This is a genomic window from Streptomyces bohaiensis (assembly GCF_012033785.1).
Lineage (GTDB): Bacteria > Actinomycetota > Actinomycetes > Streptomycetales > Streptomycetaceae > Streptomyces > Streptomyces bohaiensis.
Window position 1 is genome coordinate 18,090 of sequence record NZ_JAAVJC010000035.1, and the last position, 11,892, is coordinate 29,981.

General features: G+C 74.0%; 14 protein-coding genes and 2 pseudogenes. 5 read left to right on the top strand and 11 right to left on the bottom strand.

Annotation, left to right across the window (positions count from 1 at the left end; genetic code table 11):
* Window positions 1-187: 187 nt before the first annotated feature.
* The 5 genes from HCN52_RS07090 to HCN52_RS07110 all read right to left on the bottom strand — a co-directional run bounded on the left by HCN52_RS07090 (window position 188) and on the right by HCN52_RS07110 (window position 2,667).
* On the bottom strand, window positions 188-736 hold the full coding sequence (locus tag HCN52_RS07090) for a GrpB family protein (protein WP_168087502.1): 549 nt from the start codon (window positions 734-736) through the stop codon (window positions 188-190).
* A gap of 65 nt (window positions 737-801) precedes the next feature.
* On the bottom strand, window positions 802-1,266 hold the full coding sequence (locus tag HCN52_RS07095; protein WP_168087503.1) for an ASCH domain-containing protein: 465 nt from the start codon (window positions 1,264-1,266) through the stop codon (window positions 802-804).
* Between the two features lie 140 nt (window positions 1,267-1,406).
* Window positions 1,407-1,694 carry a hypothetical protein gene (locus HCN52_RS07100; protein WP_168087504.1) on the bottom strand — a complete coding sequence of 96 codons (288 nt, stop codon included), beginning with the start codon at window positions 1,692-1,694 and terminating at the stop codon, window positions 1,407-1,409.
* 23 nt (window positions 1,695-1,717) lie between these two features.
* Window positions 1,718-2,482 carry a hypothetical protein gene (locus HCN52_RS07105; protein WP_168087505.1) on the bottom strand — a complete coding sequence of 255 codons (765 nt, stop codon included), beginning with the start codon at window positions 2,480-2,482 and terminating at the stop codon, window positions 1,718-1,720.
* Window positions 2,479-2,667, bottom strand: coding sequence for a hypothetical protein (locus HCN52_RS07110; protein WP_168087506.1), 189 nt, complete (start codon window positions 2,665-2,667; stop codon window positions 2,479-2,481). Before HCN52_RS07110 ends, HCN52_RS07105 begins: the two co-directional genes overlap by 4 nt.
* A 294-nt stretch (window positions 2,668-2,961) precedes the next feature.
* On the opposite strand from HCN52_RS07110, the gene HCN52_RS07115 reads away from it, so the two are divergent.
* The 3 genes from HCN52_RS07115 (at window position 2,962) to HCN52_RS07125 (ending at window position 4,284) form a co-directional block, all read left to right on the top strand.
* On the top strand, window positions 2,962-3,786 hold the full coding sequence (locus tag HCN52_RS07115; protein ID WP_168087507.1) for a helix-turn-helix domain-containing protein: 825 nt from the start codon (window positions 2,962-2,964) through the stop codon (window positions 3,784-3,786).
* Entirely contained in the window at window positions 3,783-3,980 is a 198-nt protein-coding gene (locus tag HCN52_RS07120) for a DUF397 domain-containing protein (RefSeq protein ID WP_168087508.1), read from the top strand. Before HCN52_RS07115 ends, HCN52_RS07120 begins: the two co-directional genes overlap by 4 nt.
* Before the next feature lie 100 nt (window positions 3,981-4,080).
* Window positions 4,081-4,284 carry a DUF397 domain-containing protein gene (locus tag HCN52_RS07125; protein ID WP_168087509.1) on the top strand — a complete coding sequence of 68 codons (204 nt, stop codon included), beginning with the start codon at window positions 4,081-4,083 and terminating at the stop codon, window positions 4,282-4,284.
* A gap of 43 nt (window positions 4,285-4,327) precedes the next feature.
* Here the strand turns inward: HCN52_RS07125 and HCN52_RS07130 are convergent, their stop codons facing one another.
* The 4 genes from HCN52_RS07130 to HCN52_RS07145 are packed head-to-tail and all read right to left on the bottom strand — an operon-like array spanning window position 4,328 to window position 7,578.
* A complete protein-coding gene (locus HCN52_RS07130) occupies window positions 4,328-4,936 on the bottom strand; it encodes a hypothetical protein (protein WP_168087510.1) in 609 nt (202 codons plus the stop codon).
* A complete protein-coding gene (locus HCN52_RS07135; protein ID WP_168087511.1) occupies window positions 4,933-6,363 on the bottom strand; it encodes a DUF7224 domain-containing protein in 1,431 nt (476 codons plus the stop codon). The genes HCN52_RS07130 and HCN52_RS07135 overlap by 4 nt, the downstream gene beginning before the upstream one ends.
* Window positions 6,363-7,109 (bottom strand): ATP-binding cassette domain-containing protein, encoded by a 747-nt coding sequence (locus HCN52_RS07140; RefSeq protein WP_168087512.1) that lies wholly within the window; start codon window positions 7,107-7,109, stop codon window positions 6,363-6,365. The genes HCN52_RS07135 and HCN52_RS07140 overlap by 1 nt, the downstream gene beginning before the upstream one ends.
* Before the next feature lie 43 nt (window positions 7,110-7,152).
* Window positions 7,153-7,578 (bottom strand): hypothetical protein, encoded by a 426-nt coding sequence (locus HCN52_RS07145; RefSeq protein ID WP_168087513.1) that lies wholly within the window; start codon window positions 7,576-7,578, stop codon window positions 7,153-7,155.
* A gap of 205 nt (window positions 7,579-7,783) precedes the next feature.
* On the opposite strand from HCN52_RS07145, the gene HCN52_RS07150 reads away from it, so the two are divergent.
* Window positions 7,784-8,353 carry a dihydrofolate reductase family protein gene (locus tag HCN52_RS07150; protein WP_168087514.1) on the top strand — a complete coding sequence of 190 codons (570 nt, stop codon included), beginning with the start codon at window positions 7,784-7,786 and terminating at the stop codon, window positions 8,351-8,353.
* Between the two features lie 66 nt (window positions 8,354-8,419).
* Here HCN52_RS07150 and HCN52_RS26120 read toward each other — a convergent pair.
* Window positions 8,420-9,760: pseudogene (locus tag HCN52_RS26120) on the bottom strand (helix-turn-helix transcriptional regulator); the annotation flags it as partial.
* A 1,447-nt stretch (window positions 9,761-11,207) separates the two neighbouring features.
* Window positions 11,208-11,567, bottom strand: coding sequence for a hypothetical protein (locus tag HCN52_RS07155; protein ID WP_168087515.1), 360 nt, complete (start codon window positions 11,565-11,567; stop codon window positions 11,208-11,210).
* An 84-nt stretch (window positions 11,568-11,651) separates the two neighbouring features.
* Here HCN52_RS07155 and HCN52_RS07160 point away from each other — a divergent pair.
* Window positions 11,652-11,892: pseudogene (locus tag HCN52_RS07160) on the top strand (hypothetical protein); the annotation flags it as partial.

Below are 11,892 nucleotides of genomic sequence, written 5' to 3' on the forward strand. Positions count from 1 at the left end.
CCCGGACGCCACAGCCTGGGGTGACGTTCTCGGTTGCGCTTTCCTTCGGCACCCGTAACCACGCGGCCTCCAGGGGCGCGGCGACGTCAAAATCGCCGGCCCGGCCCGGCCCGGTCGTGTCGAGCCGAGGTCTGCCCGCTCGTGAGGTCACGCAGCTCGCGCCCGGCAGAACTCACCACTCGGGCGATCACTGCCTGCCGTGGCATGAAGGGCAGCGGGTCGCCTCGTGGGTGTGGGCTGCGGCCATGAGGTCGGCTACGACGGCTGCCTTGGCGTCGGAGTAGGCGAGGAGCGCCGGGGCGCGCCGGGCTGCTTCCCGCTTGGCGGCGGCGTAGCGGTTGGCCGATGCGGGGTGGGCGGCCAGATAGTCGCGGAAGAGGATGTTGTCGCGCCACAACGAGCCGTCTCGCTCGACCACATGGACGTTGACCGGCGGTTCGCCTCGCGTGCGCAGGTACTCCCGGCCTGGAACACCGGCGGTGCCGAGGTGGTCGTACCCCGCGCGGCGAAGCGCGGCCACGACGGCGGGTACCTCGCTCCTTCGGCAGCCGACTTGGAGGTCGATGATCGGCTTTGCGTCCAGCCCGGGGACAGCCGTCGAGCCGATGTGTGCGACGACGGCTGCGGCCGACTCCTGCTCGACCAGCCGCCCGACGTCGCGCGCCAGGTCTCGTCCCTGATCCGCCCACTCGGGGGCGGCGGCGACGACGTGGACGGGTTCGTCGAGATCCGGCATCCGGCCAGCCTAGTGACCGAAGGGCTCACGGGCGCATGGCACAGCGCGCGCCCTGCCGGGGCCGTTCAGGGTGCGTCGGCCTCGCTGCGGAGGTCGGTGAGGAGGTGGAAGCGTTCGAGGACGACCGGGGTGGTGTCGTCCACGGTGAACGTCGGGTCGTCGAGGGCCGCGCGCATTTCGTCGCTGTGCCAGAACCGCTCGTGGGCGGCGCGCCAGCCGGCGACGGTGGTGTCGCCTTCTCCCTCGTCCACGGCGTGGGCGAGGTCCACGTCGCCCAGGGGCACGATGCGTACGTCGGTGATCTCGATGACGGCGACGGGCCGGTCCGCCGAGTCGACCACCACGGACCGGGCACCCACCTCCGGCAGCGGCTCGCCCTCGTGCTCGTAGTCGAGCAGCAGCCCGGTCGTCGCCGTTTTGGAGCCGTCGAGGATCGCCGCCACCAGCTTGTCGCGCAGCGGGCCGGGGAACGCGAACTCGGCGCGGGGCAGTTCGGCCGGGTCGCCGAGGGGCGCGGGGTCGTGGGTCATGCCGACACCGTAGCCGTGCGCCCCGGCCGTCGGCCGCCGCTTTTCCGGCGCCCCGCGCCCCGCGCCACCGCCACCAGCCACCGGCGAGCGATTCGCCCTCGCCCCGGCCCCGGCGCTCCGGCCGCACGGGAGCGGTGGCGTCACGGGCCGCCCGTACGTCCCCGGTCGGCGCGTCCGGCCGGGGCGTCTGCCGCGCGGCGTCGGCCCGGGAGCGCGGGGCGTGGCTGGCCGGGGAGGTGCCGGTTCGGCCGGGTGACGGTCACGGCGACAGCGGGGGCGAGCGTGACCCGGGCGACTGTGCCGAGTTCCAGGCGGACGACCCCGCCGCGATGCTCCCGGAACGTGACGGCCAGTGCCGTCCCGCCGAAGGTGACCAGGTCGCCGATACGGATCTCGTCCGCAGTCAGCCGGAGGCTGCGTGCCCGCACGGCTGGTGCCGCTCGCAGCGCGGTTATGTTGCCGGACCGTCGCCGCAGCCGTCGTCCTCGGTGCGCGAACGCCGTCTGTCGAGCGCGCTGTTGAGCACGGTCACCTCTTCGTGGGTGAGGTGGCCGAGCTGGATGCGGTAGTCACGGCGGCGGCAGCCGTCGCACGGGTCGATGACGTCGATGTCGTCCAGCCGGACCCCGAGGTGCTTGATGTGGTTGAACAGTTCGCGGGCGGCTTCCTCGGCGGCCTCGCGGTCGGAGTTGGTGAAGCTGATGTCCTCGTACACGGGTTGCGTCGTCTCCTGTGCGCGGTGGTGGCGGGGTGTAGCAATCAGGCGGGGTGGCGTGGGGCCGACTGCGGCCGGAGCGGGCAGGGGTGCGAGCCGCCGGCGGAGGATCGGGCGGGCCGAGAGCGAGTACAGGACGTCCACCTCGCCGCAGCCGTCGACGCGGTCCGGTCCGCGGGCGTTGGTGCTGATCGGGCGCCCGGCGGCGAGCGCGGCACGCTGCACCTGCTGGAATGCGTGGTCATCTGCCCAGTCGCGGAATACCTGGGCGGGCGACCCGTCACCGCTGCTCACCGGTGTGAGCGTCCAGATGGGGAACGGCGACGCCACGGGAGTGGGCTCCAGCGCATCCGCGAGCCGCAGCGCCTGGCGCCGCAACCAGGCCATGGCCTCGGGCGCGCAGTCCGCCCAGTGCCCGCCGAGGTACCACTCACCACCGGCCTCCGGACTCCGTGCGACCACCTCGCACCAGATGCCGTCGAGCGAAGCGCCGGAGGTCATGTCTCCTCGCCCTCGGGCGAACCAGTTCGGTCGCTCTCGGTCGACGGAGGCACGGTGCCGCGATGACGTTCCAGCACCGCCAAGTGCTCGTCGATCGCCCGGGACAGCGCCGCGATGCGGCGGCGCAGCTCCCCGGCGGGGCTCGTGGCGTCGTCCGGCACCGCTCCGGGCGGGCGGTCGTCCACCGATCACCGCTTCGCGTTCGACGCGGCAGCAACTGCCGCTGTCGTTCGTTCGGTGGCGACTTTCAGTGCCAGGCCGTACATGGCACTCCTTCCTGTCCCTGACCAGCTCTCTCACCTGGGCTACAACCCTCATCAACAGGTGCAAACTTCGCAAAGCGCGCACGGCAGTGCCCGCCAGCAGGTAGCTTCTTGTGCCATCAAGGTTTCCCTGAGCGACTGGGTGATCGCCAGGGGTGACGGCTTCAATCCGTGCGGTCTTGAAGAAAGCCCGCACACTGCACGCAGGGGGCACCGGTGGCAGGCAAGGGCAAGGAACTCAACCCGCGAGGCTCAGTGGCGGCACTGCTCGGGGCCAAGGTCCGGCGGGCTCGGGAGCGCAAGGGGCTCACGCAGAGCCAGCTCGCGGGGACGCTCTTCACCTCCCCGAACCGCGTGGCGCAGATCGAACTGGCCACTGATCCGCCGACGTTCAAGATGATGAAGCAGATCGAACAGGTGCTGGACATCGACGAGGAGCTGGAGGAGCTGTGGCACCTGATCAGCAAGCAGCCCTACCCGAGCTGGTCCGCCCGCTTCCTCGCTCTCCAAGGCAAGGCCCGCCTCATCTACGAGTTCGCCCACTTGATCCCCGGCTTGCTCCAGACGCCCGGCTACGCCCGAGCGCTGATGGAAGCCGCTCAGGTCTACTCAGAGTTCGAGATTGACGAACGTCTTGCTCCGCGAATGGCCAGGCAAGAGGCGTTGGATGGGGGATCGCCCCCGTGGCTGTGGGTGGTTCTGGGCGAAGCAGCGCTGAGGCAGGTGGTCGGCTCGCGCGAAGTCATGCGCGAGCAACTGGAGCATGTCTTGCGGATGGCACAGCGACCGCGGGTCCACGTCCAAGTCCTGCCGTTTCACAAGGCTGACGCCGCAGCTCTGAGCGGGTCCATCTCGATCGGTCAGTTGCCTGACGGGGACCGCTACGCCTACACGGAGGGCAACTACTCCGGCATCCTGGTCGAAGAGCAAGAGAGCGTGACCCGCCAAGACATCCTCTTCGATCGTCTTCAGGCTAGAGCGCTGGACCAAGAGGCGTCAGCGGAAGCCATCCGCGAAGCAGTGAAGGAGCACTCAACGTGAACACCGCCCAGCCCAACTGGCGCACGAGCAGCTACAGCGGGAACGGTGACAACAACTGCGTCGAGGTCGCGGACGACCATCCGTCGGTCCTCGTGCGCGACACGAAGCACGCCGGCGCGGGGCCGATGATCTCTTTCTCACCGGGGGCCTGGGGGCACTTCACCGCTGCGCAGCGCGAAAGCTCAAGCCGTTGAGGTTCGGGCCGAACAGCCGCGCCGTCGTCTGCCCCCCTGGCGTGGCGTAAGCGCGCAAGGGGGGCTTCGGTTTCCGCAGTCTCAATGGAGGAGGGCACGCGTGAGTGAGTCCTGCCAGCCCAACTGGCGTACCAGCAGCTACACCGGCTCTGGCGACAACAGCTGCGTCGAGGTGGCGGACAACCAACCGGCAGTGCTCGTGCGCGACACGAAGCATGCGGGCGCGGGGCCGATGATCTCCTTCTCGCCCGAGGTATGGAGTCGCTTCACCGCCACGGTGCCGGGCAGGCGCTTCCACTCCTGACGGCAGCGCCCGTGGGCCCGGAGCGCTGCCGTGTCCCGCTGGCTCAGCGGGGGGCGGGGCGGTCGCGGCTGACCGTGCGGGCGAGGCCGAGGGTCAGGAGGGCGGCCGAGCCGGCCCAGGCCAGCGGGTCGGCGGGTTCGGCTGCGGGCCAGGCCCACCAGTGGGCCCGCTGCTCCGGGCCGTAGCCGAAGACCGCCACGGTCAGCGCCGTCAGGGTGGGCAGCAGGGTCGCCGCGTGGTGGCCGAACTCCGCGCGGGCGAGCAGCGCCAGACCGGTGTAGGCGCCGAGGTTGCGCACCACGGACCAGAGCGGCGAACCCCCACTGCCGTCACCGGCCCCGAACCCTGCGAGCACCGCCACCCCCACCACGACGGCGGTGGCCGCCGGGAGTGCTGCTGCCAGCGCGGCGTCGCGGGCACCGACGCGGCGCACGGTGGTCGCCTCGTGCGCCGGTGCTCCGCCGCAGCAGACGATCAGCGCCACCACCGGCAGCAGCGGCGCGAAGAGCAGCAGCGGTACGTCGGCCGCGGTGGCACCGCCCAACTGCGGTACGGGCAGGGACGCGTCCGCGAACGGCACGACCAGCAGCCAGCAGGCGACCAGGCAGGCGGCGAGCAGCGGCAGTCGCCGGGTACGGGACCACCAGGTCATCGCGGCGCGCACCCCGCACGGTCGAGCGTGGCGCGGAACCAGGCGGCCTGCGCGGCGTCGTCGCCGTCCAGGGCCGCCCCGACCGCTGTCCACAGCTGCGGGTCGAACCGGTCGCGTGCTTCCTGCGGTTCCGTCCCGGCGCGGACGGCGAGCCAGGCGAAGAGGTGGTTCGCGGCCTGGAAACCCTGGTCGGCGGCGTCCGCCGGGTCGGCGGGGCAGTCGGCCGCCGGTGTGCGGCTGCCGCCGTCGAGCAGCGCTCCGGCGAGGTCGGCCGCGAGGCCGGCGCGGATGTCGTCCGTGGTGAACGAGGTTGCCGCGCGGACGGTGATCGTCCACTGGTCCGGCGAGCCGGTGGACGGCGGGGTGCCGCCCGAGGCGCTGTCGTCCGTCGCGGCGCCGTCCGTCACGGCGCCGCCCGTCACAGCGCCGTCCTCGCCGCCCGCTGCCGGCTCGTACTGAGCTGCCTGGTGCGGGAGTTCGGTGACCAGCGCCGGCGGTGCGATGCCGACCGGGGCCAGGCCGGCGACGGCGGTCCGCACCACCTCGACGGTCTCGTCCAGCCGCCGCTCGTGCTCCGGCCAGACGCACACCCGCGTCGCGGCGCCCGCGTCGGCGCAGACCAGTTCGTCGGCCGACCGTGCCGCCACGGCGTCCGGGCCGAGCCCGGACACCGCCCGCACCGCAGCCACCCCGGTGGCCGAGGCGACAAGCAGCGCCACGGCCGTCACCAGCACCGACCGCGCCCCACCCGGCGCTCCCCGGCGCGGTGCCCGGCGCGACAGCGCGGCGGCGGCGACGGCCGTTCCCGCCAGCGCGACGGCGGCCAGCGCCGGGCCGGACAGCCCACCGGCGGCCACCGCGTCGGCGCTGGTGCAGCAGCCCCGCGCGGGCTGGGTGAGGTGCCGCAGCCACAGCGGTTCCAGCGCCGGCGGGTACACCTGCCACAGGTAGCCGCCGACGAGCGCCAGAGGCACGGACGCGGCGGGCGGCAGCCACACGCCGAGCGCGTACCCGACGGCGAGCCACCCGCACAGCGTCACCACGGCTGCTGCCAGGATCGTCGGCTCCGGCCACCCCGGCGCCGCCGCCATCCCCACCCGCACGCCGACCAGGGAGACGAGCAGCGCCAGCAACCCCAGTGCCAGCACCGGGGAGAGCGACGCCATGGCGATGCGGAACCCGCCGCGCACCGGGGCGCCGCCCGCGACGCCCGCACGCCGCAACCGCCCCGCCTCCCAGGCGGCGCACGCGGCGACCACCGGCGCGATGAACATCAGCGCCGAGACGGCCTTCGCGGTACCGGCGACCCAGTAACCGTCCGGCCCGCCGCCCACTTCCTCCGCGAACACGTACAGCAGCACCACCACGAGCAGCGGCCCGGCCGCCGCGAACGCGGCGTTGGCGCGGAGGTGAAGCCGGAAGACCATCACTCCTCACCGTCCCCGAGCACCGCCGCGTAGGCCGCCTCGGCCTCTCGGCCGGCGGCGGCGCCCGGCGGGGCGAGCGCGCGGAACGCGTCCACGGTGCCGAGGAACCGGACGGTGCCCCCGGCGAGGACGACGACGTGGTCGTAGACCTCCCACAGGTCCTCGGTCTGATGGGTGGAGACGATCACGTCGGCCACCTCCGACAGCCGCTCGACGGTCCGGCGGAACGCGGTGCGCTGCGCCGGGTCCAGCCCGGCGGTGGGCTCGTCCATCAGCACCAGCCGTGCCGCGTGCACCAGCGTCTGCGCGACGCCCACCCGCCGCAGCTGGCCGCCCGAGAGTGAACTGGCCTGCTGGTCGGCCTTCTTGGCGAGCCCGACGCGGTCCAGCGCCGGGACGGCCCCCGTCCACGCCTCGCCGCGCGCCATGCCCTTCAGCCAGCCCGCGTACGCGACCTGCTCCCGGCACGTCATGCCGGGCACCGCCGTCACCTGCTGCGGCAGCCAGCCGACATCCCTTCGGTAGGACCGCAGTTGGGACCGGACCGCCGGGTCGAGAGCGCCGAACCGCACCGAACCGGCGCTCGGACGCAGCGCGGAGGCGGCCAGCGCCAGCACCGTGGACTTGCCCGCGCCGTTCGGCCCGAGCAGCACCGTGCGCCCGGCGGGGAAGGCGAAGCTGAGTCTGTCAAGAACGAGGGGACCACGACGGTACCTATGTGTGCAGGACTCGAACTCGACAGACAACAGCTGTGAACCTTCGCTAGAAACGGACCGTAGACCTATTGCATCAGTACTGCACGGCTACCGAGCGGACGCTCAGGTAGAAGCCTGTGGTGCTGCCCTGAATCCGTGTGACGGTGAAGTGGTAGTTGCCCGCTGGCTGACGGCCGAACGCGTTCGCATCCGAGCTGCTGCAGTGGAAGGTGTAGCGGCCTCGGTTCTCGTCGGGCTGGTACCAGGCGGTCTGACGCGTGAGCTGAAGCTGCGTGTTGGTAACGGGTGCGCCCGTCCCACCGTTGCTGCACCCAGACAGCGCGATCCTCGTGCTGACGTTGTCACTGTTGTTGTCAGTCCACGTGCGGGAGTCGAATCCAGTGCGGACGCCGTTCATGCTTGAGCTCCAGCTGCCCTCCGCGTGGGCGGGCACGGCGCTTGCCAGCATGACGATCGCCAAGCCGCCAAGTATGGTGCCCAGCTTCTTGCTGTTGTGCATCCCAACCCCTCCCTGACCGTACGCGGCTCATCCACGTAACGTGTTCACCCAGGACGTTAAGTTACCGTTGGTTGTGGTGTCTGTGCTTACGGTGAAAAGTTGATCTTTTCGAGATCTTCGCAGTGTGGGCCGATGGGCGAGGGTGACCGTGAGGTACTGCTGCTACGGTCCGCCGGTCGGTGTTTCGGACTCGGGGAGGGCGGCCATGCGAGAACTGGTCTACTACGTTGCCACGTCGATCGACGGCTACATCGCGGCGCCGGACGGGACGTACGACGCGTTCCCGATCGTCGGCGACCACATGGACGTCCAACTCGGCGAGTTCGCCGACGCCCTGCCCGCGCACGTTGCCGCCGCGCTCGGTGTCGAGCCCCGCGGCGACCGCTTCGACACGGTCATCCAGGGATGGAACAGCTACCGCGTCGCCCTCGACGTGGGCATCGAGCGACCGTACGCGCACCTGCGGGAGTACGTCGCCACCAGCCGTCGGGACGCGGCGCCGCAGGGCGTCACCTACACCGCTGACGCGCTGGCGACCGTCCGAGAGCTGAAGCAGGAGGACGGGGCGGGCATCTACCTCTGCGGCGGCGGCCGGCTCGCCGGCTCACTGCTCCCGGAGATCGACCGGCTGATCCTCAAGCGCAGCCCGGTGGTCTTCGGCGCCGGCATCCCGCTCTTCGGGGACGTCCCGTACGCCGCCGCGGAGTTCCGGCCGGTGTCCACGCAGAGCTTCGACTCCGGCGTCCAGCTCGTGGAGTACGCGCGCGCCGGGTGACGGCCGGAGCGCCGCCCCGGGGCCCGGTTCCTCGCCGCCCGCGTGCGCCTCGCCCCTGCGGTAGGCGTGCGGACTGACGCCGGTCCGGCGGCGGAAGACCCGCGTGAAGTGGGCGCGGTCGTGGAACCCGACGGCACGGCCCACCGCCGGGACGCTGTCGTCGCTCTGCCGCAGCAACCGCCGGGCGTGCCGCACCCGCAGCCGCGTCAGGTAGTCCCACAGCGTCAGCCCGAGCTCGCGGTGGAAGAGCCGCCCCAGATGGTCCTCGGTGACCCCCGCGGCACGCGCCACCTGCCAACGCGTCACCCGATGCGGGTAGTTGCCCTCCAGATGTGCGACGGCCGCCCGCACCGGCGCCGCCGCACGGCCCGGCCGGGACGCCAGGGCGCTGAGCAGTCCGGCCAGCTCCCGATCGTCCAGCACACCGTGCCCCAACAACACGGCCCCCGGGTGGGGTTCGGCCCGCCGCACATCCGCCGGGGTGAAGCCGACCCCGCTGTGCACGAGCACCGGTACCCCCACGGCGCCGGTCAGTTCGACCGCCCGGTCCACCAGGTCGAACCCCTCCATGTCGGGCAGCTCCCGCGCCACGACCAGCAGGCTGGGCGGCCCCTGGCCCTTCTCGTCGGCGAGCATCGCCAACGCCGCGGCGCCGTCCGGCGCGGTCCGCACGGTGCGCCCCGGGAGCACCTCGTCCAGCAGCCGCCGCAGCCGGTCCCGATCCTGGCGGCCGCCGCCGGCGACCACTGCCGGGGGCCGCAGCTCCGCCGGGCGCAGCGCCGTGACCGCCGCCGTCAGGTCGGGGTGGCCGGCGGCCCGCGCCCCGTACAGCAGGAACGGGGTGTGGCGCAGCGCGGGGTCGTCGTGCAGCCGCCGGGCGAGGGACCAGGCGCGGGGCCCGGCGTCGGCCGTGTCCCAGAGCACCGCCGCCGGCAGGGCCGGGGCCTCGCCCGGCGGGGCGACGCCCGGCCCCGGAGACTCGCCCGACCTCGGAGCCCCGCCCGAGCCCGGGGCCTCGCCCGCTTCCGGGGCGACGCCGCGTTGCCCGGGCGCGGTGCGCACGCCCTGCCCCAGGCGGGCGGCGAGGGTACCGGCTTCGGGTGGCGGCGCCGAGGCGTCCGCCACGGCGAGCAGCGGGCCGGTCGACGGGCGCGGGGCGGCCAGTGCCCCGGCGGGGGTGGGCAGCGGCAACCACAGCTCCACCGTGCCCCGTCGGAGTGTGAGGTCGCCTCCGTGGAGGACCGCGATCCGCCGTGCCGCCGCCCACCCGGCCGCGCCGTCGACCGTCGCAGCCGTGTCGCGCGACTCCGGTGGCCTCCGGGCCTCCCGCGCCGTGTGGACCTCCGGGGTCTCCGCCGTCGCGGCCGGGGTCGCGGTCGGAGCGGTCGGTGCGGCGGGCGTGGTCATGGTCGCGGACGGCGCACCGGCCGGTCCCGCCGTGGCCGCCGGCTGCCGCTGCGCGCGCTGTTCGTCGGACGGTCGTTCGTCCGCCGGGCGGGCGCGGAGCCCCGGGGCCGGGAGCCGGACGACGAGGTGCGGCGGGTCGACCGTCGCGGTGAAGGCGGGTGCCGGGACGGGCTCGGCGGTCTCCGCCGCGCGGGCCGCGCCGCGCAGCAGCGCGAGCAGCTGCCGCAACTGCGCGGCGTCGGCGACGACGACCGGGAGCCGGTCCGGGGCGGGGACGCGCTCCGCCGAGGCGTGATCCGTCGGGGGAGGGGCGGCGCCGGCAGGCGGCGGTGCCTCAGGGCGGGCGAGGCCGCCCGGCCGGTGCTGTGCCCCGTCGTCCTCCTGGAGCAGCGGGCCCACATCCAGCAGCCGCCGGTCCAGCTCCAGTCCGCGCGGGTCCGCCCGGGAGAGCGTGACCAGGTCCTCGACGCGTCGCAGCAGGCGGAGGGCGGCTTCCTGCGCCGGTTCGCCGGGCCGCGTCAGCCGCAGGATCTCGGCGGCGGGGGCGCGCAGCCGGCTCGTGGCGTCGTCCAGCAGCCGGGTCTGCGCCCGGCTGGTGCGTTCGGCCGCGTCACGCGCCAGCCGCAGCTCCTCGAAGAGCGCGACCCCGCGCAGCGTCGCGCTGATCTGGTCGCCGAGCGCGCGGAGCAGCGCCCCCTGCCGCTCGGCGGACGGCAGGTCGCCGTCCAGCTCGAACAGGGCGTGGCCGAGCCGCTCGGGGCCGACGTGAAGGGGCTCCGCGACCACCGTCCACCGGCGGTCGGACGGCAGGTCATTCGTGGTGGGCGCCGCTCCGGGTGGCAGCAACCGGACGGTCGGCACGGCCAGTTCGGGAAGCCGTCGCTCCAGCGTCGCGACCAGCTCCGGCCGGTCGGTGACGGCGGCGAGCGCCGTGGACAGCTCCTGGAGCAGCCTCGCCTGCTGCTCCTGCGCCCAGCGGTGCGACTCCAGCAGGCGATGCGTCTTCTCGGCGACGATCAACCGGGCCTGCGACACCAGCCGTTCGTGGCACCACGGGTTCGCTGAGCCGTTCTCGCGGAGCCGCAGCAGGGCACGGTCCCAGGCGAGCGCCGCTTCCACGGACCGGACACGGCGTCCCACCAGTCGGTCGAAGCGTGTCAGCAGGGCGGTGGCCACCCGGTCGTCCCCTGCGGCTGCGGCCCGCAACGCCGCCGCCAGGCCCGAGAGTTCATCGCCCGGCGGATGCGGTCCGGCCGCCGGCCGAACCCAGGGCGCCCCGGGCGCCCCCGGCGTCCCGGGCACATCTGGCCCCTCCGACGCCCGGGCCGCCGGGGACTCCTCGGGGGCCCCTGACGCCCCTGGCCGTGGCGCGACCGGCGGTGGTGCCGCGGCAGGTGCTGCTGCGACAGGCGGTGGCGCTGCGGGAGGTGACGGCGCCGGTGCTCCGTTACCGCCCCGGCTCGGACGAGGGCGCACCGGCCGGCTGGTTCACCGGCGGCGCCTCCTCGCCGGTCGCCGGCGTCGGCCACACGGAGGCGCCCTCGGGCGCCTCGGGATCGACGGCCGGCGGGACGGCCTCGGCTGCCTCCTGGCCGAGCGGCGGCGCGGGCGCGGGCGCCACGGGCTCGGGCGCGGCGGGGTGTTCGGCTACGGCTGCCTCCGGGGCGGCGGGTTCCGAAGGAGCCGGCTCCGGGGCGGCCTGCTCCGGGACGGCGGACTCCGGGACGGCGGTCACCTCCGGGGCGGGCCCGGCTGCCGGCGGCGCGAGCGGCGCCTGTTCCGTGAACCCGTCGGACGCGACCGGCACGGCCGGCGGGGACTCCTCCGCCGGGGCGTGTGCGCTCGGGGCCGGCGCGTCGGGAGCCTGCTGCTCGGGCGCCGCGGCCGGCTCGTGGTGCACGGATCCGGCGGCCACGGCGACGGGCGCCGGGGCCACCTGACGATCCGCCAGGGACATCACGGCGCCGTTCTGTTCCGGCATCGGCGGCCCGAGGTGCGCGGGGCGCGGCGGCGGGGCGGCGGCGGCCTCGGCACCATCGCCCTCAACTACGGCTACCGCCGCTCCGAGACCGACTTCATGCTCGTCATCATCCTGGCGCTCATCGTCATCGTCACCGTCGCCCAGCTCATCG